At 71.2% G+C, this 22,845-nt stretch carries 20 protein-coding genes; 5 read left to right on the top strand and 15 right to left on the bottom strand.

Annotated features, from left to right (window positions below; all coding sequences use genetic code 11):
• Positions 1-23: 23 nt before the first annotated feature.
• Complete coding sequence (locus AB0J33_RS03270) at positions 24-1,301, top strand: acyltransferase (protein ID WP_363609297.1); 1,278 nt, start codon at positions 24-26, stop codon at positions 1,299-1,301.
• On the opposite strand, the gene AB0J33_RS03265 is transcribed toward AB0J33_RS03270, so the two are convergent.
• The 7 genes from AB0J33_RS03265 to AB0J33_RS03235 all read right to left on the bottom strand — a co-directional run bounded on the left by AB0J33_RS03265 (position 1,200) and on the right by AB0J33_RS03235 (position 11,009).
• Positions 1,200-2,189 (bottom strand): hypothetical protein, encoded by a 990-nt coding sequence (locus tag AB0J33_RS03265; RefSeq protein WP_363609295.1) that lies wholly within the window; start codon positions 2,187-2,189, stop codon positions 1,200-1,202. The two genes, AB0J33_RS03270 and AB0J33_RS03265, sit on opposite strands and share 102 nt — an antisense overlap.
• Before the next feature lie 95 nt (positions 2,190-2,284).
• Entirely contained in the window at positions 2,285-3,583 is a 1,299-nt protein-coding gene (locus AB0J33_RS03260; RefSeq protein WP_363609293.1) for an ABC transporter ATP-binding protein, read from the bottom strand.
• 126 nt (positions 3,584-3,709) lie between these two features.
• Positions 3,710-5,920 carry a bifunctional glycosyltransferase family 2 protein/CDP-glycerol:glycerophosphate glycerophosphotransferase gene (locus tag AB0J33_RS03255; protein ID WP_363609291.1) on the bottom strand — a complete coding sequence of 737 codons (2,211 nt, stop codon included), beginning with the start codon at positions 5,918-5,920 and terminating at the stop codon, positions 3,710-3,712.
• A gap of 14 nt (positions 5,921-5,934) precedes the next feature.
• Positions 5,935-7,950, bottom strand: a complete 2,016-nt coding sequence (locus AB0J33_RS03250) for a DUF5941 domain-containing protein (protein ID WP_363610208.1) — start codon at positions 7,948-7,950, stop codon at positions 5,935-5,937.
• 41 nt (positions 7,951-7,991) lie between these two features.
• Entirely contained in the window at positions 7,992-8,738 is a 747-nt protein-coding gene (locus tag AB0J33_RS03245; RefSeq protein WP_363609289.1) for an ABC transporter ATP-binding protein, read from the bottom strand.
• A 1-nt stretch (position 8,739) separates the two neighbouring features.
• Entirely contained in the window at positions 8,740-9,567 is an 828-nt protein-coding gene (locus tag AB0J33_RS03240) for an ABC transporter permease (protein ID WP_363609287.1), read from the bottom strand.
• Positions 9,568-9,638: 71 nt separating this feature from the next.
• The gene (locus AB0J33_RS03235; protein ID WP_363609285.1) at positions 9,639-11,009 is read right to left on the bottom strand and encodes an L-serine ammonia-lyase; all 1,371 of its coding nucleotides are present in this window, start codon (positions 11,007-11,009) and stop codon (positions 9,639-9,641) included.
• Between the two features lie 394 nt (positions 11,010-11,403).
• Here AB0J33_RS03235 and AB0J33_RS03230 point away from each other — a divergent pair, with 394 nt between their 5' ends.
• Positions 11,404-11,613: a PspC domain-containing protein gene (locus AB0J33_RS03230; protein WP_030486383.1), complete on the top strand. Its 210-nt coding sequence runs from the start codon at positions 11,404-11,406 to the stop codon at positions 11,611-11,613.
• Positions 11,614-11,866: 253 nt separating this feature from the next.
• Here AB0J33_RS03230 and AB0J33_RS03225 read toward each other — a convergent pair whose 3' ends face one another.
• The 7 genes from AB0J33_RS03225 to pdxH all read right to left on the bottom strand — a co-directional run bounded on the left by AB0J33_RS03225 (position 11,867) and on the right by pdxH (position 17,957).
• The gene (locus tag AB0J33_RS03225) at positions 11,867-12,682 is read right to left on the bottom strand and encodes a DUF4230 domain-containing protein (RefSeq protein ID WP_363609281.1); all 816 of its coding nucleotides are present in this window, start codon (positions 12,680-12,682) and stop codon (positions 11,867-11,869) included.
• A gap of 99 nt (positions 12,683-12,781) precedes the next feature.
• The gene (locus tag AB0J33_RS03220; protein ID WP_363609279.1) at positions 12,782-13,945 is read right to left on the bottom strand and encodes an acyl-CoA dehydrogenase family protein; all 1,164 of its coding nucleotides are present in this window, start codon (positions 13,943-13,945) and stop codon (positions 12,782-12,784) included.
• A gap of 44 nt (positions 13,946-13,989) precedes the next feature.
• On the bottom strand, positions 13,990-14,295 hold the full coding sequence (locus AB0J33_RS03215) for a type II toxin-antitoxin system VapB family antitoxin (protein WP_145786031.1): 306 nt from the start codon (positions 14,293-14,295) through the stop codon (positions 13,990-13,992).
• Between the two features lie 187 nt (positions 14,296-14,482).
• A complete protein-coding gene (locus AB0J33_RS03210) occupies positions 14,483-15,085 on the bottom strand; it encodes a nitroreductase family protein (RefSeq protein ID WP_363609277.1) in 603 nt (200 codons plus the stop codon).
• On the bottom strand, positions 15,085-16,014 hold the full coding sequence (locus tag AB0J33_RS03205; protein ID WP_363609275.1) for an aldose 1-epimerase family protein: 930 nt from the start codon (positions 16,012-16,014) through the stop codon (positions 15,085-15,087). The genes AB0J33_RS03210 and AB0J33_RS03205 overlap by 1 nt, the downstream gene beginning before the upstream one ends.
• Positions 16,015-16,032: 18 nt before the next feature.
• Positions 16,033-17,331 (bottom strand): MFS transporter, encoded by a 1,299-nt coding sequence (locus AB0J33_RS03200; protein ID WP_363609273.1) that lies wholly within the window; start codon positions 17,329-17,331, stop codon positions 16,033-16,035.
• Entirely contained in the window at positions 17,328-17,957 is a 630-nt protein-coding gene (gene pdxH, locus AB0J33_RS03195; protein ID WP_363610206.1) for a pyridoxamine 5'-phosphate oxidase, read from the bottom strand. The genes AB0J33_RS03200 and pdxH overlap by 4 nt, the downstream gene beginning before the upstream one ends.
• 278 nt (positions 17,958-18,235) lie before the next feature.
• Between pdxH and AB0J33_RS03190 the strand changes: the two genes are divergently transcribed.
• The 3 genes from AB0J33_RS03190 (at position 18,236) to sepH (ending at position 21,949) form a co-directional block, all read left to right on the top strand.
• Positions 18,236-19,342 (top strand): citrate synthase 2, encoded by a 1,107-nt coding sequence (locus tag AB0J33_RS03190; protein ID WP_124774249.1) that lies wholly within the window; start codon positions 18,236-18,238, stop codon positions 19,340-19,342.
• 211 nt (positions 19,343-19,553) lie between these two features.
• Entirely contained in the window at positions 19,554-20,681 is a 1,128-nt protein-coding gene (gene serC, locus AB0J33_RS03185) for a phosphoserine transaminase (protein ID WP_363609270.1), read from the top strand.
• A gap of 185 nt (positions 20,682-20,866) precedes the next feature.
• Positions 20,867-21,949: a septation protein SepH gene (gene sepH, locus AB0J33_RS03180; protein ID WP_350854022.1), complete on the top strand. Its 1,083-nt coding sequence runs from the start codon at positions 20,867-20,869 to the stop codon at positions 21,947-21,949.
• Between the two features lie 53 nt (positions 21,950-22,002).
• On the opposite strand, the gene AB0J33_RS03175 is transcribed toward sepH, so the two are convergent.
• On the bottom strand, positions 22,003-22,815 hold the full coding sequence (locus tag AB0J33_RS03175) for an alpha/beta fold hydrolase (RefSeq protein ID WP_363609267.1): 813 nt from the start codon (positions 22,813-22,815) through the stop codon (positions 22,003-22,005).
• Positions 22,816-22,845: the final 30 nt, after the last annotated feature.

The following is a 22,845-nucleotide window of genomic DNA, read 5'->3' as shown; positions in this document are numbered from 1 at the left end:
CTGGCGGCGAACTGGAGGAACGAATGACGACGACGCCCACAACCGCCGCCCCGAAGCTACGCATTCCCGCCTTGACCGGCCTGCGCTGGTTCGCTGCTCTCGCTGTTTTCTTCCATCACTCGGCAGCGCACGAGTCATTGCCGGATCCGGTACGACGGGTCATGGGAGCAGGCAGCAACGGTGTCACGTTCTTCTTTCTCCTCTCGGGTTTCGTCATCGCGTTGAACTACTTCGACAGCGCCACCCGGCCGACTCCGCGCAGCACCTGGAACTATCTGATCGGTCGGCTGGCCCGGGTCTATCCGCTCTATCTGCTGGTGCTCGTCGTCGTCTGGCTGGCCGTGGACCACCACTCCAACGTGAGTCGGTTCCTCATCCAGGCGCTCGCCCTACAGTCCTGGCACCCGTCGCTCGTCGTCACGTACGGCATCAACGCGCCGGGCTGGTCGATCGGCGTCGAGTTCTTCCTCTACGCCTGCTTCCCGTTGCTGGTGCTGGCGCTGCGCCCGATCGCCGACAACGCCCGGGTTCTCCTCGCCGTGGCGGTGACGACGATAGTCGCGGCGTTCGTCCTCGCGGCGCTGTTCCAGCACTTCCGCAACGGGCTGCCCGCCACGAACCCGTTCAGCGCGCACCGTTGGCTCTACCGCACGCCGGCGACCAGACTCGGGGATTTCACCCTCGGCATGGTGGCGGCGCTGCTCCTGCGGCAGGCCAAACTGTCGTGGTCGGCGTCGGCCACCCGGGACCGGGTGTTGTCGCCGTTGCTCACGTGGCTTCCCGTCGCGGCGACCCTGCTGCTGATGGCGTGGCCGGACCGGACCCGCTACTACGCCAGCTACGACGCGCTGTGGATGATTCCTGGAGCACTGCTCTTCTTCGGGCTGGGTCAGTATCCGCAGTCCGCGCTCAGTCGATTTCTCAGCACCCGGCCGCTCGTCTTTCTGGGTGAGGTCTCCTTCGCCTTCTATCTGGTGCACCGCCCGCTGATGCAACTGGTCGGGGAGTCGTCCTGGATGAACGACAGCCTTCCGGCCTACCTCGCCAAGCTGACCCTGCTCGTCGCGGTCATCACCCTCGTCGCGGCCGGGTGCCACTTCCTCTGGGAGCGGCCGGCCCAGCGGCTCGTCAACCGCTACCTGAAGATCAGGACACCGGCCGGACGGCGCAGCGCAACCGGCGCCGTCCCGGCGTCGGCGTCAGAGGTGGGCGATCGTCCGCAGGATCTCCGCGTAGAAGTTGCCGTCGATGCTGCGGAAGAAGGAAAAGTCCTGGCCCGGGTCACCGAAGAACGGGCGTAGCGTCCAGCCCAGCTGGGTGCCGACGAAGCCGAAGAGCAGGATCCAGATGTAGAGCAGGTTCATGCTGGCCGGCCGCTGGGTCGGCTGGCCCGGGCGGATCGGGCGCTCACCCCACGGGCGCTGCTGGCCGGGGTGCAGCATGCCGGGCGGGAACGAGCTGCTGCCGTCCGGCTGGCCGCTCCACTGCTGCGCGACGTGCGTCGGCGCCGGCGCGGTGGTCACCGCACCGTTCGCGGTCGACTCGACCGCCGCGGCTCCGGCCGGCACGGCGACCGGCTCGGCGCTCGGCGCGGCGCCGACGGGCGGCACGTCCGACACAGCCGGCACGGCCGGCACAGCCGACACCGGAGCCTGGGCGTTGGTCTGGGCTCTGGCGGTGTCCGGCGCGAGCAGACCGTGGTCGTTGAGCACCTGCATCCCGCTGGTCAGGAAGCGCAGACCGACCAGCGCGGACAGGGTCAGGATCGCCACGTTGAGCAGCTTGAAGAACCCGTAGTCGGGCGCGGTGATCAGAAAGAAGAGGCTGATCGGCGCGAACGCCACCGCGAGCATCGCGGTGACCGTGATCGCGACCATCACCAGCGCCAGCGACTGCCGCACCGAGAGCCGGGCGCCGAACACCAGATTGAACAGGTAGAGCGTGGGCAGGCAGATGGCCAGTGTGACGAGGAACAGCAGTGGCAGCTTCAGCGCCGAGGTCAGCGCCATCAGCGGGCTGTGGAAGAAGCCCAGCACCGCGCCGTAGCAGGCCAACGCGATGGCGGAGCTGGCCAGCATCCGTCCGGTCAGGGCATTCAGGTCGCGCTCGGCCACGATCTGCTGCCAGATGCCCTCACGGTCGCGCAGGATGCGCTCGATGACAAGTGGGCTGGGTACGTCACCCGACACGGGTGCACCCCTCTCGGTGATCGTTCACTGTGGACTGGGTGCGCAGACCGTAGGGCAACGGATGGCAGGCCCGCTACCCCGCTCCCCGGGAGTGGTCAGCGCCAACCCACGTCGATCCGGTCGCCGCGCTCGTCGAAGAAGTGCAGCGCGTCCATCCGAACCGAGACGGCGAGTGGGTGACCGGCGCTGACCGCCGGGTACGGCGCCAACCGCACCGCCAGCTCCGCCGGGCGACGGTGGTGCCGGCCCGGATCGGGAAGCACGCTGGTCTGGGTGTTACCGACCGGCCGGTTCTGCTCCTCCACCGGCTTGCCGGTGAGGCGCTGCATCACCGAGCCGAACCGGCGCAGGCCGCGCTGACCGACAGGTGGCGGGTCCAGCGGCGCGCCCATCTCGTCGACCACGATCGCGGTGGCGCCGATGTCGAGGAACGCCAACGACTCGTGCCCGTGGTGCTCCAGGTAGCGGATCCGCCCACGCAGCACGTCGCCGGGGCTGTCCGGGGCGACCGGGGTGAGCGCCTCGGCTCGCATGCCGACCACGATCCGCTCACCGTGGTAGTGCGCCACGGCCCGACTGCGGATGTCGTTCCAGGGCAGGTAGAGCGACTGGTCGCCGAGGTTGAGCGTGACGTACCGGTCGAGGTGGACGTAGACCGACGCTTCCAGCAGGTTCATCCGTGGGCTGCCCAGGAACGCCGCCACGTAGAGCGTCGCCGGCCGGCCGTACACCTGGGTGGGTGTGCCGACGTCCTGGAGCACGCCGCGGCGCATGATGGCCACCCGGTCGGCCATGGTCAGCGCCTCGGCCTGGTCGTGGGTGACGTAGACGGTGGTGACGCCCAGCTCCCGGGTCAGGCCCGAGATCTCCGCGCGCAGCTCGGCACGGAGGCCGCTGTCCAGGTTGGAGAGGGGCTCGTCCATGAGGAACAGACCGGGTCGACGGACGATCGCCCGGCCCATCGCCACCCGCTGCCGCTGCCCGCCGGAGAGCTGACCGGGCTTGCGGGCCAGCACGTCACCGATGCCCAGCGCGCTCGCCACGTCACTGACCCGCTCGCCCCTCGGCTCGGGCTCGATCCCGGCCAGCCGCAGCGGAAACGCGATGTTGTCGCCGACGGTCATGTGCGGGTAGAGGGCGAAATCCTGGAAGACCATGGCGATCTTGCGGTCCCGGGGAGGCAGGTCGTTCGCCAACTCACCGTCGAGCATGACCGCGCCACTGGTCGGGTCCTCCAAGCCGGCGATCATGCGGAGCACCGTCGACTTGCCGCACCCGGACGGCCCGAGCAGCACCATGAACTCGCCGTCGTTGACATCGAGGTTGATGCTGTCGACGGCCAACGTGCCGTCCCGGAAAACCTTGCTCACATCCTTGAGCGTGACGGTGCTCACCGTCTTCCCCCCCAGTGCGCGTCGGCCGGACCCCAGAAGACTGTGACCAGGATCATGGGCTTAGCACATCGGGTAAACGTCTTATGTTCGATCGATGTCGCTGCTATTACACGACAGAGGGCCCGATCAGCAGCGGGTGGACCGTTCGCCCTGCTCCCCGAGGAACACCTGGCGCACCACCCGCTCCGCCGCCCGCCCGTCGTCCAACGTGCAGAACCGGGCCCGGAAGTGCTCGCGGGCCTTGGCCGCCGCGTCCGAGCGCACCTCGTCGGTGCGGAACAGGTCGAGCAGATCGGCGAACGTGGCGGCCACCGCGCCCGGCGGTTCGGCCGTGACGTCGAAGTAGACCCCCCGGGCCAGCCGGTACGCCTCCCAGTCCGGTGTGTAGAGCACGATCGGCCGGTCCAGCACCGCATAGTCGAACATGGCCGACGAGTAGTCGGTGACCAGCACGTCAGCCACCAGGTAGAGATCCTCCACCCGCTGATGGCCACTGACGTCGCGAACCCGCTCCCAGTCCCTCGGCTGACCCGGACGTCGGTCCCGGTCGTGGAAGTAGTGGCTGCGCATCAGCAACCGGCCCGAGTCACCCAGCGCCCGCACGAACCGGTCCGGGTCGAACGGTGGCCGGTAGCCGGGCAGGTGCTCACGGTGCGTCGGGGCGTACAGGACGACCTGCTCGTCGGGGTCGAGGCCGAAGTCCGCGCGGAGTCGGCGCACCTCGTCCGGGCCGGCCGTGACCAGCCGGTCGTTGCGCGGGTAACCCACCTCCAGGGTCGTGTACGTGGCCGGGTACGCCCGGTCCCACATCTGGGTGGAGAAGCTGTTGGCGCTGACGCTGTAGTCCCAGCGGTCCACCCGACGCAGCAGCCCGGCGAAGTCCATCCGACCCGCGCCGACCGGATAGCGCTGCTGGTCCAGCCCCATCACCTTGACCGGGGTGCCGTGGTGGGTCTGCACGTGCACCTGTTCCGGTCGCTTGCGGACGAAGTCCGGATAGTTGACGTTGTTGACCAACCACCGGGCCCGGGCCAGCACCCGGTAGTACGCCGGCGTTCCGGCGACCACGTACTCCACCCCGTCCGGCACGCTGTCCACCCGGTCCCGGCGCACGATCCACACCCCGCGCACGCCCGGCGCCAACCGGCGGGCCACCTCGTAGATCGCCGCCGGGTTGCAGGAGTACCCCCGGTACCAGTAAGCGGCGTACACCGCGAGTGTCGGGTCGACCGGCCTGCGCAACTCGGCCCGGTAGTACTCGCGCAGCAGCCCGTCGCGGGTCAGCCGGGCACCCCGCCGGGCGACCGGAGCGACCTTGCGCCGAGCGGTGCGGGCCTGCCGGCGGGCGGCGTCGCGGGCCCGGCTCGCGGCCCGTAACGCGCTGAAGGTGCGCCAGCGGCCGGAGGCGACGAGCTTGTGTTTGATCCCCTCGACCCCGTCCGGCACCGGATAGCCACCGGGCGGCAACCAGCGCTCGTAGTCGGCGGTGATCTGCGCGAAGAACGCCGGCCGTAACTCCGGGGCGATTCGCTGACCGTTGCCGAGCACGGTCAGGTAGTGCCAGATCATCCGTTCGAAGACCGTCGGCCGCAGGGCCTCCGTCGCGGCCCCCCACGAATCCATCAGGTGGAACACCCGGTGCCACTGCGGGAACACCTCGAAGTGCCGGTCACCGCGGGTCCGGGTGATCGCCCCGGCGCGGCGTTGCCGGTAGTTGACGCAGACCCGATCCAGTACGCCGATCCGCCGCGCCGCCATCAACACCGGGTAGCTGAACGAGACGTCCTCGTACCAGCCGGGCGCGAAGCGCAGCCCCAGATCGAGGAGGAACTCCCGGCGAACCAGGCGGTTCCACGCGGTGTGCAGCAGGTGCATCGCCTCCGGCCGGTCCCGCAACCGGAAGGTCCCCGGGCCCGGCGACTCCGGAAACACCTCGGCCATCGCGCTGCGGGTGACGGTGTCGTTCCAGTGGGTGCGGACGTGGTCGACCAGCAGGACGTCCGGGCGGGTGACCCGCAACCGCTCGGCGACCTCGGTCAGGCACTCCGGGGCCAGCCAGTCGTCGCCGTCGAGGAACCACACGTACTCGCCGACGGCCCGGTCCAGCCCGATGTTGCGGGCCGGACCGAGGCCGACGTTCTCCGGCAGCCGAACCGAGCTGACCCGCTGGTCGCGGGCCGCGTACTCGTCGATGATGTCGCCGCTGGCGTCCGGCGAGCAGTCGTCGACGGCGATCACCTCGATGTCGGTCTCCGGTTGACCGAGGATGGAGTCCAGGCATTCCCGCAGGTAACCCTGCACCCGGAAGGCCGGCACCACGAAGCTGATCAGGGTCATCCGGCCGCCCTCCGTCAGCGCGGCGCGGCACCTCCAGCGCCCGCCGGCGCGACCGACGCCCGCGCGCTACGGGCCGGTCGCACGAACCAGGCCAGGACGACGCTCACCACGAAAACCACGAGAAGGTACGCACCGAGTGTAGCCAGCCCGATACCCGCAATACCGGCAATCGCCGCGAGGGCCACCAGCACCGAGCGGCCCTCCCAGCCCAGCGTCGCCGGGTGCAGGGGCGGTGCCGCCTGCCGCTTCTCCAGCCGGGCGGTCAGGTCGTAGTGGTGCACGGTGAGCACGAAGACGTACCCGAAGATCAGCCAGCCGGGGGCCGCACCGACCACCCCGACCGCGATGGCGAACAGGTACTCGGCGGCCCGCAACGCCGCCGGGACCAGCCAGTCCAGCGGACCGTTGTGCGCCGCCCCGGCGCCCAGACCGCCCGCCAGCAGCACCACCAGCGCCACCGGCACCGCCCAGCGCAACCCCTCGGGCGCGTCGCTCAGCAGCGTCCCGACCAGCAGCACCGCCGGACCGAGCGCGGCGATCACCGCCAGGGTCAGCGGCCCCATCGGCCGGACCACCGGCAACCAGCGGGCCAACGGCCCGTCGTCGCGGTGCAGGGTGGCGTCGACCGTGTCCAGCACCGGCACCCACATCCAGCGGGCCCGCAGGGTCCGCAACGCCCCGGTGTACGCGAACGCCAGCACCCCCCAGACCAGCACGGCGACCAGGCTGACCAGCGGATTGAACAGTGCCACCGTCAGCGCGATCAGCGCCCAGCGCTCACCGATCGGGAAGACCACGGTCCGCTTCAGCCAGTACGACACCGACCCGGTGTCCGCCTGCACCCGGGTCGACGCCGCGTTGAGCCGGTCACCGATCCCGCCGCTGGCACCCGTGGCCGTACGCGGTCGGCGGGCCGCCTCGTCGTGCAGCACCCCGTACCAGGTGTCGGTCATGTGCCGGACGGTCTGCAACGTCATCGCCGCGATCGCGAGCGCCCACCCGTTGCCCAGCCCGGCGTGGCTCACCCCGAAACCGAGCCCGGCGTAGACCAGGTACTCCTTGGCCCGGTCCGCCATCGTGTCCAGCCAGCCACCCCAGGCGCTGAAGTGCCGGGTGTAGCGGGCCAACTGGCCGTCCACGCAGTCCAGCACGAAGCCGAGGTAGAGCAGCACCGCGCCACCGACCAGCGCGGGTCGCCCGCCGACCCCGAACAGCACCGCCGCGCCCAGCGCGAAGAGCACCGAGATCACCGTCACCCCGGTCGGGGTGAGCCCGAGCCGGGCCGAGAGCCGGACCAGGTACGGCGACCAGGTGCTGACGAAGTAGGTGGAGAAGAAGTCGTCCCTCTCCTTCACCGACAGCCGCAGCTCGGCCCGGTCCTCGTCGACCGCGGTCACCGCCGCCTCGGCAGCGGTCAGCCCGGCCGTGTCGTCGACCCGGTGCGCGACGAGCAGGCGTACCCGCTGGGCGAAGATCAGGGTGCCGAGCCCCGCGAGACCCGCGAAGAGCCGGTCCACGGCGGACCCGGGACCGCCGGCCGCGACCGACCCCGCGGACCCGACCCCGCCGGCCGCGGGCAGCGGCGCCACATCGCCGGCCGGGCCGATCGGGGCGGCGACGGGGAGCACCCCGGACGCGGCGGCTCGGGCGGCGGCGGCCAGGGTCGGCAGGTCGTCCACGCCGACCCGCAGCGCGCCGCCGAACACTCCGGTGGCGTCCCCGTCGAGGGTGCCCACCGCGCCGGCGTCCACCACCTGACCGCGCTCCTCCCGCACGGCCGCCCGGCCGGGCACCGGCGGGTCGCCGAGCACCAGCGCCACCGTCGGCCCCACCGGGCTGGTGGCCAGGTGCCGCAGCACGGCGGTGTGCGCCACCAGGTCGGTGCCGGTGATCAGCACGGAGGTGGTCGCGGTGGCGACCAGTTCGGCCAGCTCGTCGAGGTTGGCGGCGAAGCGCACCTCGCCCGCCCCGGCCAGCCGCAACTGGGCGGCCAGGCGGTCGGCCAGCGGTTCGCCGGTCGCCGTGGTCAGGCCCGCCGCGGACGTTCCGGCGGCGAGCACGATCGCGAGCGTCACCGCGGGACCGCGGCGTGGTACGCGTCGAGCGCCTCGACGATGGTGCCGTCGAGCATCAACCGGCCCGCGTCGAGGTACAACCCCCGACGGCAGAACCGGGTCAGGTCCTTTTCGTTGTGTGACACCAGCACCAGCGTGCGCCCCTCCCCGAGCAGACGATCAATCGTCGCGTAACACTTCTTGCGGAACTCCGCGTCCCCGACCGCGGTCACCTCGTCCATCAGCAGGATCGGGTGCGGCAGGTGCGAGATGATCGCGAAGCCCAACCGCACCTTCATTCCCGACGAGTAGTGCCGCACCGACGTGTCGATGGCCCGTTCGACCTGCTCACCGGCGAACTCGACGATCTCGTCGAAGTGCCGCTTCAGGTAGCTCGTCGACAGCCCGTGCAGCCCACCGACCAGGTGCAGGTTCTCCCGCCCGGTCAGGTCGTTGGAAAAACCGGCGGACAACTCCAGCAACGGCGCCACCGCGCCGTGCACCCGGATGCTGCCCTCGTCCGGAATGAGCACCCCGGCGATCAGCCGCAGCAGGGTGCTCTTGCCGGTGCCGTTGCGCCCGATCACCCCGACGGTCTCGCCGGGCTCGACGGTGAACGACACGTCGCGCAGCGGCCAGAACTGGCCGGGCAGCGCGCCACGGGCGCCCCGGTGGATGAACAACTCCCGTAGCCGCAGCTGGCGGCGCCGGTTACGGACGAAGCGGATACCCAGGCCGTCGGCCTCGATGATCGGAGCGGCCACGTCAGAGTTCCTTGAGCACGGCGGGTTCCAACCGGCGGAACGACCACCAGCCGGCGGCCAGCACCAGCAGACTGCCGATGATCGTCGTGGCGAGCAGCCGGGCGTCCGGGAACTCGTCCGGGTACCAGATCGCGTGGTGCAGCTGGAAGATCCCGACCAGCGGGTTCAGCTCGTACACCACCTTCAGCCAACCGGGCAGCCCGGACTCCCGGACCAGACTGAGCGGATAGATGATCGGCGTGGCGTAGAAGAGCACCCGGATGATCAGCCGCATCAGCCGTTCCACGTCGCGCATCAGCACGTTCCAGGCCGACAGCAGCAGGGCGAGCCCGGTCAACAACACGGCCTGGATGGCCACCGCCAGCGGCAGGGACAGCAGCGACCAACCGGGGTGGATCCGACCGTGCGCCGCGTAGATCACCGCGATGGCGATCAGGATCGGCAGGCCGGCCGCGTACTCGGCGAACCGGCCGGTGACCCGGCCGATCGGGAAGACCTGACGCGGCACGTTCATCGTGGTGATCAGCCGGGACTGGCCGGTCAGCGCGTTCGTCGCCTCACTCAACGCCGAACTGGTCCACATCCAGGCGAAGATGCCGGTGATCAGGAACAGCGGGTACGACCCGGCCGCCTCGCCGAGGTGCCGACCGGTGTCGCGGGAGTAGAGCACCCCGAAGACGAACCAGTAGATGGCGCCCATGCCGAGCGGCTCGATCAACGACCAGAAGTAGCCGAGCACGGACTGCTGGTACTTGACCGCCAGGTCCCGTCTCACCAGGATGCGCAGCGAGTTGCGGTGCGACCACAACGCCGCGACGCCAGAGGTCACCGCAGCCTCCCGCCTCCTGAAACGGACGCCAGGTTAGCAGTCGGTGAACGAATGCCCCGAATCGGCCAGACTCAGCACTCGATCACGTTGACGGCCAGACCGCCACGCGCCGTCTCCTTGTACTTGACCTTCATGTCGGCGCCCGTCTCCCGCATGGTCTTGATGACCTTGTCCAACGACACCTTGTGCACACCGTCGCCGCGCAGCGCCAGCCGGGCAGCCGTGATCGCCTTGATGCTAGCCACCGCGTTCCGCTCGATGCAGGGGATCTGCACCAGGCCACCCACCGGGTCACAGGTCAAACCGAGGTTGTGCTCCATCCCGATCTCGGCCGCGTTCTCCACCTGCTCCGGGGTGCCACCGAGCGCCTCGGCCAGCCCCGCCGCCGCCATCGAACACGCCGAACCGACCTCACCCTGGCAGCCGACCTCGGCGCCGGAGATCGACGCGTTCTCCTTGAACAACACGCCGATCGCCCCCGCCGTCAGCAGGAACCGCACCACACCGTCGTCATCGGCGCCCGGCACGAACCGGGTGTAGTAGTGCAGCACCGCCGGGATGATCCCGGCCGCCCCGTTGGTCGGCGCGGTGACCACCCGGCCGCCCGCCGCGTTCTCCTCGTTCACCGCGAGAGCGAACAGGGTCACCCAGTCCATCGCGTGCAGCGGATCGGCGGTGCCGGCGTCCGCCTCCAGGCCGCGCCGCAGCTCCGCCGCGCGCCGCCGAACCTTCAACCCCCCAGGGAGTACGCCGTCGCGCTCGCAGCCGCGCTGCACGCACTCCCGCATCACCCGCCAGATCTCCAGCAGACCGGCCCGGATGTCCGCCTCGCTGCGCCAGGAACGCTCGTTGGCCAGCATCACCTCGCTGATCGACAGACCGGTGCGGCTGGTGACGTCGAGCAGTTGCGCCCCGGTCAGGAAGGGGTACCGCACCACTGTGCTGTCCGGCTTGATCCGATCCGCGCCAGCCGCCGCCTCGTCCACCACGAACCCGCCACCGACGGAGTAGTAGGTGCGGCTGCGCAGCACGGCACCGGCCCGGTCGTACGCCACGAAGGTCATCCCGTTCGGGTGGTACGGCAGCGACCGGCGGCGGTGCAGCGTCAGGTCCCGGTCCGGGTCGAAGTCGATCTCGTGCGCGTCCAGGATGTTGATCCGCCGCTCAGCCCGAATCCGCTCGATCCGAGGCCCGACGGTGTCCGTGTCGACCGTCTCGGGCGACTCACCGGCCAGCCCGAGCAGCACCGCCCGGTCGCTGCCGTGCCCGTGCCCGGTGGCGCCCAGCGAACCGAACAGCTCGGCCTGCACCCGCGCGGTGTCGGTGAGCAGCCCGTCGGCCTTGAGACCGCCGACGAACGTGCGCGCGGCCCGCATCGGCCCCACCGTGTGCGAGCTGGACGGCCCGATACCGACGCTGAAGAGGTCGAAAACACTGATCATGGCTGCGCTTCCTCGCCGTCGTCCCGGCGTACGGGACCCGGACGGGTCGTGGCCGCCGGTCGGACGGCCCCGCTGGTGACCGTCCGGGGTATGGGTGCCGACCCTCCGGGGTGTGGAAGGCCGATCAGCCAGCCTACCCGCCCAGCTCAACGCCCACCCGGTCCGGGACGTGAACACCCGACCACCGTCTCCCGCCCCCGGCGGGCTGCGGTAGGCGTGGCGGACCGGGTCGTGGCGGCGGGCGACCCGGGGAGGCGTCAGCGGGGGGCAGCCCGGGTAAAGCACCTACGGGTCCACGGGTCGCCGCTCCTCCTCGGGACCGAGGGCGAGGTGGCCATCCCTTTCTACCGTGGATTGCAGACGCGGCGCACCGCCGCAGAGTGGGAGTACGACGATGAGTCGCAAACTGGTCCGGCCCCGCGAGGGGCGCATGATCGCCGGTGTCTGCGCCGGTCTCGGGCGGCGGTTCGGCATGTCGGCCGGGATGGTCCGGCTGCTGTTCCTGCTGTCGCTGCTGCTGCCCGGCACGCAGGTGATCGTCTACCTGATCCTGTGGGTGCTGATGCCGAACGAGGACCGCTACCTCGCCTCCACCGGACACTGACCCACCCGCCCACCCGCCCACCCGCCCATCCGCCCATCCGCCGAGCCGGGTCAGGCAGCAACATCCCCGAAGTTGCTGCCTCCCGGCCGCCCGAGGCACCAACATCCCCGAAAGTGCGCGGATCTTGGCGCGTGGCAGCGCAGCGGGGCGCGAGCAGCGCGGGCGGCGCGGCAGGCCCGAGCAGAGCGGGCGACGTGCGGGAGCGCCCGCTCCGACGGAAGTCGGGGCGGGCGCTCCGGCGTACGGGCGTAGGTCAGGCCGCGATGTAGGTGACCGTGATCTGCTGGTAGCCGAGGGAGCGGAGCAACCCCTCCAGCATCTTGCGGGTGTTCTCCTCGGCTCGGGCGGAGAGCCCGCTGTCCCGGGCGGCGGCGGTGATCCGGTCCTCGGCGAGCTGGTAGACCTGCTGCTGCCGGTTGGGGTCGTTGCCGACCAGGTCACCGAGCCGGTTGAGCAGACCGCGCTGCTCGGCGAAGACGTAGCTCTTCTCCATGTCGAGGTTGGTCTCGCCGAGCTGCGGCGCGGGCAGCTTGATCTCCACGGACTTACCGTCGGCGGACTGGACGACGGCACCCTCACCGATCTTGGTGAAGTCGACGTACGCCTCGACGCTGCCGGCGCCGACGAACAGGGTGCGCTCGTTGAGCAGGAAGTCCGGAACGTTGCGCCGGTCGTTCTGCGTGTCGACCACCACCTGGAAGTTGCCCTCGGCGGCCACGTAGCGGCTCAGGTCCTGGATCGACTTCAGCAGCGGTGGCTGGCTGCGGTCGGTCTGCTCCTTGGCGAACGGGTTGCGGAACTCCGGCAGGATGCCGGTCGCCTGGATGCCGAGCAGCACGACCACGGCCAGCGCGGCGGCGCCGAGCAGCAGGAGCAGACCTCGGGCCGCCCCACCGCCACCACCACCAGGGCCGTCGCCGCCGGCCGTCGGGCCGCCAGGGCCACCGGGCCCGTCCAAACCTTCAGTGGTCGGCTCGGTTGTCGCGGTCGACCGCGCCTTGAGATCGCCGCCGGTCGGGTAACCGGGGAACTCCCTCGTGGGCTCGTTGCTGCCAGCGTCGCGGGCCATCACGCTCACCGTCCTCGTCAGACACGTCGTCTGTCAATGACGGTACGGCCCCGATACGACAGTCGCTCGGCGAGCGCCAGGAAGCGACAAACGAGCAGGTCAGGCGAATGCGGAAAGCCCGGTGAGCCGCTGCCCGATGACCAGCTGGTGGATCTCCGAGGTGCCCTCGTAGGTGAGCACGCTCTCCAGGTTGTTGGCGTGCCGCATCACCGGGTACTCGCCGGAGACTCCGTTGGCGCCGAGGATGGTGCGGCACTGCCGGGCGATGGCCAGCGCCTCCCGCACGTTGTTCAGCTTGCCCACGCTGACCTGCTCGGGCCGCAGCCGGTGGGCGTCGGCGAGCCGGCCCAGGTGCAGCGCGAGCAGTTGCCCCTTCACCAACTCGACGGCCATGTCGGCGAGCTTCGCCTGGGTGAGCTGGAAGCCGGCGAGTGGGCGACCGAACTGGGTGCGGGTGGCGGCGTACGCCAGGGTGGTCTCCAGGCAGTCGCGGGCGGCGCCGACCGCACCCCAGACGATGCCGTACCGGGCCTCGGTGAGGCAGCTCAGCGGCGCCTTGAGCCCGACCGCCTCGGGCAGTTGGGCGTCCGCCGGGAGTCGGACGTCGTCGAGCACGATCTCGCCGGTCACCGACGCGCGCAGCGACATCTTGCGGCGGATCTCCCGGGCCGTGACGCCGGGCGTGTCCATCGGTACGGCGAAACCGCGTACGCCCTCGTCGGTGCGCGCCCAGATCACCGCGACGTCCGCGATCGGGGCGTTGGTGATCCACATCTTTCCGCCGGAGAGCACCCAGTCGTCGCCGTCGCGGCGGGCCCGGGTGGTCATCGAGGCGGGGTCCGAGCCGTGGTCCGGCTCGGTCAGGCCGAAGCAACCGATCGCCTCACCGGTGGCCATCGACGGCAACCAGCGTTGCTTCTGCTCCTCGCTGCCGTAGCGCCAGATGGCGTACATGGCGAGCGATCCCTGCACGGAGACCAGGGAACGGAGACCGGAGTCGCCGGCCTCCAACTCCTGGCAGGCCAGCCCGTAGGCGACCGCGGAGGCGCCGGCACAGCCGTAGCCGGTGAGGTGCATGCCGAGCAGGCCGAGCTTGCCGAACTCGCGGGCCAGCTCCCGGGCGGGCACCCGGCCGTCCTCGTACCAGTCGGCGACGTGTGGCCGCACCCGGTCGTCGACGAGCTGACGGACGACGTCCCGGATCTGCCGCTCCTCCTCGCTGAGCGACGGATCCAGGTCGAGCAGGTCCAGCGGAGCGGTCATGGACGCCACCCTAACGAAGGCTCAGCGCGGGACAGAAGGGTTCGTCACTCGATCGACTCGGAGAGCACCAGCACCCGCGCGTGGATCTGGTTGCGCTGCTGGAGAGCGGCGCGCAGCGCCCGGTGCAGCCCGTCCTCCAGGTAGAGCCCGCCGTTCCACTGCACGACGTGCGGGAAGAGGTCGCCGTAGAAGGTGGAATCCTCGGCGAGGAGCTTGTCCAGCGCCAGCTCGCGCTTGGTGGTGATCATCTGATCCAGGCGCAGTGGTCGCGGCGGAATCTCCGCCCACTGCTTGAGCGTCAGATTGTGCTCCGGATAGGGACGCCCGTCCCGGACCGCTCTGAAGATCACGACGGCACGCTCCCCTCCCCGTGGCCGGGCCGACCGACGGCGCCGAGCCGGGCCGCGGCGGGCACCGCGCGGCGCGGCACCGATGACCGTGCCAGCCTAGCCGCCCAGCGCACGTTGCGTTCTGCTCCCTGATGTCAGTTTCGCTATCGCTCGTCCGATCCTCAACAGGACGAACGGGACGGCGGGCTCAGTTCCACCGGCCGCGCCGCACGACCTCGTCCATCGGACGACGCCCACGGCGCAGCGATGGTGACCGATGGTCCGCCGCCCGGTAACCGATTGTGACGGCACCGATGGGTTGGAACTCCGTCGGCACGCCGAACGCGTCCCGGTAGGTGGCGAGCCGCTGCGGCGGAATGCCGAAGAAGCACGCCCCGAGGCCCTCGTCCACGGCGGTGAGCAGCATCAGCAACGCCGCGAAGCCGGTGTCGACATGCCAGTACGGCACCGGCCACCGGTCGGTGGACTGATCGGTCCAGCCCTTGTCCGGCTCCGCGTACCGCCGCAGGTAGGCCGACTCGTTGGCGTGCGGCACCACGATCAGTGGCGCCCGACGCATGCCCGCGAGCCACCGTTCCCGCCCACCGCCCCCGGGGGTGGTGGCGGCCCAGAACCGGTCCCGATCGGCCTGCTCCTCCAACACCAGGAAACCCCAACCCTGGGCGAACCCGGCCGACGGGGCGCGGACCGCGTGCTCCAGCAGCCGATCCACCACGTCGGGCGGGACCGGACGGTCCGGGTCGTAGTTGCGCACCATCCGCCTGCGGCGGACGACCTCGGCGAACTCCATCAGGCCCCGGGCCGGATGCCCCAGGCACCCCGCCAGGTCGTGCCCGGCTTGAGCGTGAGCAGGTCCTTGCCCGACCGGAACGCGTCCGGTGGGCAGGTCATCGGCTCGACCGCCACCGAACGGCGGTGCCGCTCACCGGTGAGGGCGTCCCCGGTGAACACCTGCCACCAGCCGAACTCGGCATCCGCCCAGATGTTCACCCCGGCCGAACCGTCCGGCGCGGACAGGCTCACCGACGAGCCGCCGTCGGCGTCCCGGATCACCTCGCCGAAGCAGGAGTCCAGCACGGCCGCGCCGATCCGGCGGGGGCTGGTCCAGTCGTACTCGGTGCCGGCCACCGGGGTCACTCCCACCGGCAGCAGCCGACCGTCCACCAACACCCGGCTCCGGGTGGGCAGCCGCAGCACCAGGTCGTCCACGGCGACGCCCGGCAGTTGCAGGTACGGGTGCACGGAGAAGCCGAACGGGGCCAACTCCGTACCGATGTTGGTCACCTCGTGCTCGGCGCGCAGCCCGTCCGCGTCGACGCTCCACCGGCTGCGCAGCCGCAGCGGCCACGGGTAGCCGGGCTGCGGCGGCAGGTCGAAGCCGACCGTCACCGCGTCCGCCGACTGCTCCAGCAACTGCCACGGCGCCCAGTTGACCAGCCCGTGAATGGCCACGTGCCGCTCCGGCTCGGTCAGTGCGAGCTGGTGCGTACGCCCGCCGAACGGGTAGCGGCCATCGCGGATCCGGTTCGGCCAGGGTGCCAGCACCTGCCCGGTGCAACCGGGGCAGACCTCGTCGGTCTGATACCCGTCGACCAGGTCGACACCGTCGTGCCGGTACGTCCGGAGCCCACCGCCCACCTCCACGATGACGGCCTCGTGGCCGGCGGCGGAGATGGTCCACTGGGCGCCGGAGAACGGGCGCTGCTCGGGGCTTTCCATGCCGGCGACCCTAACCGGTCAGGTCCGGTCGTCGCTCGACGCCGTCGCCGCGCGGTAACGCAGCAGCGCGGGGAACGCGACCGCGAGCACCACCACGAGCACCGCGGAGGCGAGGCCGCCGGCCACCCAGGCCACTCCCCCGCCGAACCCGGCGGCCATGGTGCCGGCGCGCAGGTCGCCCAGGCGTGGGCCGCCCGCCACCACCACCGTGTTGACGCCCTGGAGTCGGCCGCGCATCCGGTCCGGCGCGTAAACCAGCAGCATGGACTGCCGCAGCACCGCGCTGATCAGGTCGGCCGCGCCGGCCACGGCGAGCAGCACGACCATCAGCCAGAGCTGGTGGGCCAACCCCGCCGCGGCGATGGCCAGGCCCCAGCCGACCACCGCGAGCACCAGGCCGAGCCCCTGCCGGCGGAGTCGGCCGATCCAGCCGGAGGTCAGCCCACCGATCATCGAGCCGATCGCGATGGCGCTGTAGAGCAGGCCGACCGAGCCTCCGCCGCCGAACCGCTCGTGCGCGATCTCCGGAAAGAGCGCCCGCGGCATGGCCAGGATCATCGCGATCAGGTCCACCGCGAAGGACAGCAGCAGGACCGGGGTGGTGGCCAGGTAGCGGAACCCGTCGACGACGCTGGCCAGGCCGGCCCGGCGGGCCTGACCGTCGGCGGTCGGCTCGGGTGGGAGCGAGGGCAGCCGCAGCGCGGCCCAGAGCATGGCGGTGAACAGCACCGCGTCCACCCCGTACGCGATCGGCAGGACCACTGTGGTGTCCGACGAGGCGGAGAGGATCAGGCCGGCGGCGAGCGGGCCGGCGACCGACGCGGCGGTGAAGGTCGTGTAGTTCAGGGTGCTGGCGGACGCCACCAGGCTCTCCGGCACCAGCCGGGGCAGCATGGCGCTGCGGGCCGGCGAGCTGATCGCGAAGGCCACCGACTGCACCGCCATCAACACCAGCAGCAGCACCGGGCTGCCCACGTTCAGCAGTGCCTGGACCAACAGCCCGAGAGTGGATGCCCAGAGCAACAATGAGCCACCGAGCAGCACCACACGGCGGTCGCGGGCGTCGGCGACCGCGCCGCCCCAGAGCCCGAAGACCAGCAACGGTACGAAGGCAGCCACGCCCAGCAGGCCCACCCAGAACGAGTCCCGGGTCAGGGCGTACATCTCCACCGGCACCGCGACGGCGGTGAACTGGAAGCCGAACATCGCCACGGTGTTGCCGAGCCAGAGCCGCCGGTACGCCGGCACCCGCAGCGGGCGCACGTCGATCGCCCAGCGGCGCGCCGTGCGCGGCCGGGTCTCCCGCACACCCGTCACGGCGCCAACCGCTCGACGGTCCAGCCGCCCTCGTCGAGGCGACGGAAGCGGAGCCGGTCGTGCAACCGACCGGCGCGGCCCTGCCAGAACTCCACCGAATCGGGTTGCACCCGCAGCCCGCCCCAGTGCGGCGGCGTCGGTATCTCCGCCTGGTCGGCGAACCGTTCGGCCGCCTCCTGGTAGCGCTGTTCCAGCACCGCCCGGTCCGACACGACCTGTGACTGCGGGCTGGCCCAGGCGCCCAGTTGGGAGCCGCGTGGCCGGCTGGCGAAGTACGCCTCGCTCGTCGCGCGGTCGACGTGCGCGACCCGCCCGGCGACCACCACCTGACGCTGCATGGGAAACCACGGAAAGACCAGGCTGGCGTACGGGTTGGCGGCGGTTTCGACGCCCTTGCGCGACAGGTGGTTGGTGAAGAAGACGAACCCCTCCGGGTCGTACCCCTTCAGCAGCACCGTCCGCCCGCTCGGCCGGCCGCCCGGGTCGGCGGTCCCCACCACCATGGCGTTCGGTTCGGGTAGCCCGAAAGCCACCGCGTCGGCGAACCAGCTGTCGAACTGGGTGTACCAGTCGGCGGCCAGGTCAGCCTCGGTCAGGCCCAGGTCCGCGGCGTACTCGTTACGCATCGCGGCCGGGGCGGGTGTGTCACCCGTCACGTCCCCACTCCTTCTCGGCGCTCCCGCCGGCGCCCTCCCGCGCTGGCCAGCCCGCCCTGCCCAGTCTCACCGAGTGGGGCGGAGAATGCGCGTCCGGGGATGTCGCGTGCAGCACAGTCGCAGCGGGTCGCGTATCCCTTACTCAGCAGGCAAGATGTTCCGAACACATCCCTGAGGGTCGCCTAAGGCGCTCGGCCGATCGGGCCGGATGAGCGATCGGGCGCACCGACCAGATCCAGGAGAGCGACATGGCCGATTTCAAACCCGGGCTGGAGGGCGTCGTCGCCTTCGAGACCGAGATCGCCGAACCTGACCGCGAGGGTGGCGCGCTGCGCTATCGCGGGGTCGACATCGAGGATCTGATCGGCCAGGTGTCGTTCGGCAATGTGTGGGCACTGCTGGTCGACGGCCGGTTCGGGCCGGGCCTACCGCCGGCGGAGCCGTTCCCGGTGCCGGTGCACTCCGGTGACATCCGCGTCGACGTGCAGTCCGCGGTCGCCATGCTGGCCCCGTACTGGGGTCTCAACCAGCTGCTGGACATCTCCGACGAGCAGGCCCGTGAGGATCTCGCCCGGGTCTCGGTGACCGCGCTCTCGTTCGTGGCCCAGTCCGCTCGCGGCCTCGGCCTGCCGGCGGTGCCGCAGAAGGAGATCGACAAGGCGCAGACCATCGTCGAGCGGTTCATGAAGCGCTGGCGTGGCGAGCCCGACCCACGGCACGTCAAGGCCGTCGACGCGTACTTCATCTCGGCCGCCGAGCACGGCCTGAACGCGTCCACCTTCACCGCCCGCATCGTCGCCTCCACCGGGGCGGACGCGGCTGCCTGCATCTCCTCCGGCATCGGCGCCCTCTCCGGACCGCTGCACGGCGGCGCCCCGTCCCGGGTGCTCAGCATGCTGGAGGCGGTGGAGCGCAGCGGAGACGCCGAGGGCTACGTCAAGGGCGTACTCGACCGCGGCGAGCGGTTGATGGGCTTCGGCCACCGCGTCTACCGCGCCGAGGACCCGCGCGCCCGAGTGCTCCGGCGTACGGCCAAGGAGCTGGGCGCCCCGCGCTTCGAGATCGCCGAGGCGCTGGAGAAGGCCGCCCTCGCCGAGCTTCAGGCCCGCCGCCCGGACCGGGTGCTGGCCACCAACGTCGAGTTCTGGTCGGCCGTGGTGCTGGACTTCGCCGAGGTGCCGGCGCACATGTTCACCTCGATGTTCACCTGCGCGCGGATGGGCGGCTGGAGCGCGCACATCCTGGAGCAGAAGCGCCTTCAGCGGCTGGTCCGCCCGTCGGCCCGCTACATCGGCCCGGAGACGCGCAAGCCGTCCGACGTCGAGGGCTGGGCCGCCATCCCGCACGGCGTCTGAGCCACCGAAGGGGCCCCTTCTCGACGCCGGGCATCGGGGAGGGGCCTTTCTCGACGGCTGGCGGGTCTCGACGGCTGACGGGGCCGACTGTGGCGAAGGACTCACGCCCACCGCCGGGACCCCGCCCATCGCCATCCGGGCCAGGTGCGAGGATGAGGGTCGGCAGTGTCGCCGGGCCCGCCCTCGCCCTTGCGGAAGGATCTTCAAGACCGTGGCTGACGCACCGATCATCCGGATTCCCGATGAGATCAAGCCCGCCGACGGACGGTTCGGCTGCGGCCCGTCCAAGGTCCGTCCCGCGGCGGTGTCCGCGCTCGCCGAGGTCGCAACCACCTACCTCGGCACCTCGCACCGGCAGAAGACGGTCCGCGACCAGGTGGCCCGGTTGCGTTCCGGCATCGCCGAGTTCTTCTCGCTGCCCGAGGGCTACGAGGTCGTGATCGGCAACGGTGGCACCACCGCGTTCTGGGAGGTCGCCACCTTCGGCCTGATCCGCGACCGGGCCCAGTTCGCCAGCTTCGGCGAGTTCGGCGCCAAGTTCGCCAAGTCGGTCAAGGATGCCCCGTTCCTGGGTGAGCCGACCGTCCGCAAGGCCGACGCGGGCAGCGCCCCGACCCTGGTCGCCGAGTCCGGGGTGGACGCGTACGCGACGCCGCAGAACGAGACCTCGACCGGTGTGGCCGTCCCGATCGGCCGGGTGGCCGGCGCCGACGAGGGCTCGCTGCTGCTGGTCGACGCGACGTCCGGCGCGGGTGGTCTGGAGGTCAACGTCGGTGAGACCGACGTCTACTACTTCGCCCCGCAGAAGTGCTTCGGGTCCGACGGCGGTCTCTGGCTGGCCCTGATGTCGCCGGCCGCACTGGACCGGGCCGCCGAGATCAAGGCGTCCGGCCGCTACATCCCCGCCTTCCTCGACCTGGTCACCGCGATCGACAACTCGCGGCTGGAGCAGACCTACAACACCCCGGCGCTGGCCACCATCTTCCTGGCCGCCGAGCAGACCGACTGGATGAACGCGCAGGGGGGCCTGGCCTGGGCGGCCAAGCGCACCGCCGAGAGCGCCGCCACGGTCTACGGCTGGGCCGAGCGGTCCAGCGTGGCGACCCCGTTCGTCACCGATCCGGCGTTGCGCTCCAACGTGGTCGCCACCATCGACTTCGCCGACGGGGTGGACGCCACCGCGATCGCCAAGGCGCTGCGCGCCAACGGCATCGTGGACACCGAGCCCTACCGCAAGCTCGGTCGCAACCAGCTGCGGGTGGCGCTCTTCCCGGCGGTCGAGCCGGCCGATGTCGAGGCGCTGACCGCGTCCATCGACTACGTGGTCGAGCGACTCTGAGCTTCGTCACGGTCGGTGTCCGTTGGGGCCTCAACGGACACCGACCGTGATCATCGCCGCAGCTCAGTCACGACATGCGGGGTGTCGCTTCCCCCACCCCGAGGCAGATGCGCGTACGGTGGTCCGAGACGCCTGGGTGGCCGACTCGTGGCGTGCGGCCAGCGAAGCGGGACGGAGGCAACGCTATGCGCCCAGTACGCTTCGTCGCCCTCTCCGAGGACGGCCATGCCCTGGTTCTCGCCGACGAGGTCGGGCGGCTGCTCGCGCTGCCGATCGACGAACGGATCTCCGGTGCGTTGCACGCCGAGCCCGGTGCGCCGCCGCTGGCGGTCGCGCCCACCGCGGCCGACCCGGTTCCGTCACTGTCCCCTCGGGACATTCAGGCCCGCATCCGCTCCGGTGAGTCGGCGGAGGATGTCGCCCGGATCGCCGGGGTGCCGGTCGACCGGGTGCTCCGCTACGCCGGCCCCGTGCTGCAGGAGCGGGCGATGCTCGCCCAGCACGCCCGCCGCACCCGCCTCAAGGGCGCGGAGAAGCCCACCCCGCTCGCCGAGGTGGTCAACGGTCGGCTGAGCCAGCACGGCATCGACACCGAGAAGATTTCCTGGGACGCGTACCGGCGTGACGACGGCACCTGGCGGATCATCGCCACCTGGCCGTCGGGCAAGGCCACGGCGCAGGCCATCTGGGATCTCGACAAGACCCGACAGTCGGTAGCCCCGCACGACGACATGGCGCAGTACCTGTGCGCCGAGCGGCCCACGCCGATCCTCGGCCAGGAGCCGGCGCCGGAGCGGGGTGGACATGCCCTGCCCGGTCCGTCGCGCGGTGAGCCGAGTCGTGGCGGGCACGGGTTGCCGGCGGCGTCCGAGCACCCACGCCCCGGCCGCGATCCGATCCGGGCCGGCCGGGACGCGCTGCTCGCCTCCCTGGACCGCCCGCTCGGCGCCTCGTCGGGCCGCGGGCTCGAGCCGCGTACCCCGGCTGCTCTCGCCGGGTCTGACGCGCCCCGGCAGCGGCCGGTCGGTGGGGGTGCCGCCGCGCTGCTCGGTGGTGGCCAGGGCTCGGCCTTCGACGACGACTCGGACGCGCCCAAGGAGGTGCCGGCCGTGCCGTCGTTGGCGGTGCTGCGGCCGCGCCGCACGGGCGCCGCGGCGGCTGCCGGCGGCGGCGAGTCCACCGACGCCAACGGCAAGCCGCGCAAGCGGCTGCCGAGCTGGGACGACGTGCTGTTCGGCAGCGGCCCGGCGGCCCGCGAGTCCTCCTGACGCTTCGCGTTGACGGGTGGTTTCCGCCATCCGTCAACGCGAGCGCGTGGGCCTCACGCGCGGTGCGGGGCAGCGACCTCGCGTACGGCGTCGGCGATCGCCCGGAAGTCCTTCTTGAGGATCGCACCGTGGTTGCTGGCGACCTTCGCGGCGACCTGGATGTGCGGGTTGCGGGCGACCACCCCGTCGAGGCTGGCCCGGATCTTCTCCTGCTCGTCGTCCCGGCTGCCCAGGGACGTTCCGGAGGCGACGACGTACCGCACCGGGACGGTGATGGCGTCCAGCACGGGGCCCAGCTCGCGCTCGCGGGAGAGTTCGCCGAGTTCGATGTTGCTGTCCGCCATCTGGTCGGCGTTCATCCGCGGGGTCAGGCCCGTCGGGCGCAGCAGCGGCATGAACAGGTTCATCCGCCGGAACATCTTGCGGATCCGTTGCGCCATCGCCTCGTCGAGCCAGTCGTGCGGGAACGCGCCGTCGACCAGGATCGCGCCCAGCGACCGCTCCGGGTTGCGGTGGGCCCAGTGCGCCCCGACCACCGCGCCGTAGGACCAGCCCACCAGCACCGCCTGGTGTACGCCCCGGGCCGCGAGAACGGCGTCGACGTCCCGGACGGCCGCCTCGAACGAGTAGTCGGCTGACCGCTTCGACTTCTTGCCGCGAGCCCGCTCGTCGTAGGTGATGTGCCTGAATCCGGTGCCCAGTTCGCTGATGACCCGCCGCCAGTAGCCCTGGGTGGCGAACTGGCCATTGAGGTAGACCACGGGGATGCCGGCACCGCCGGTGTCGGTGACGGCCAGGGCCGTGTCGTCGACCGACACCATGCCGGTCCACGTCGAGTTGGCGGAGAGGTTCTTGTTCGTCGTCATCGTCGCTCCTGGTCGCGTCATGTTTCCAAC

It is taken from the genome of Micromonospora sp. NPDC049645 (assembly GCF_040675155.1).
In the GTDB taxonomy this organism is placed as follows: Bacteria; Actinomycetota; Actinomycetes; order Mycobacteriales; family Micromonosporaceae; genus Micromonospora.
The sequence above is the reverse complement of the archived record's forward strand: the minus strand, read 5'-3'. Positions and strand labels throughout refer to the sequence as shown.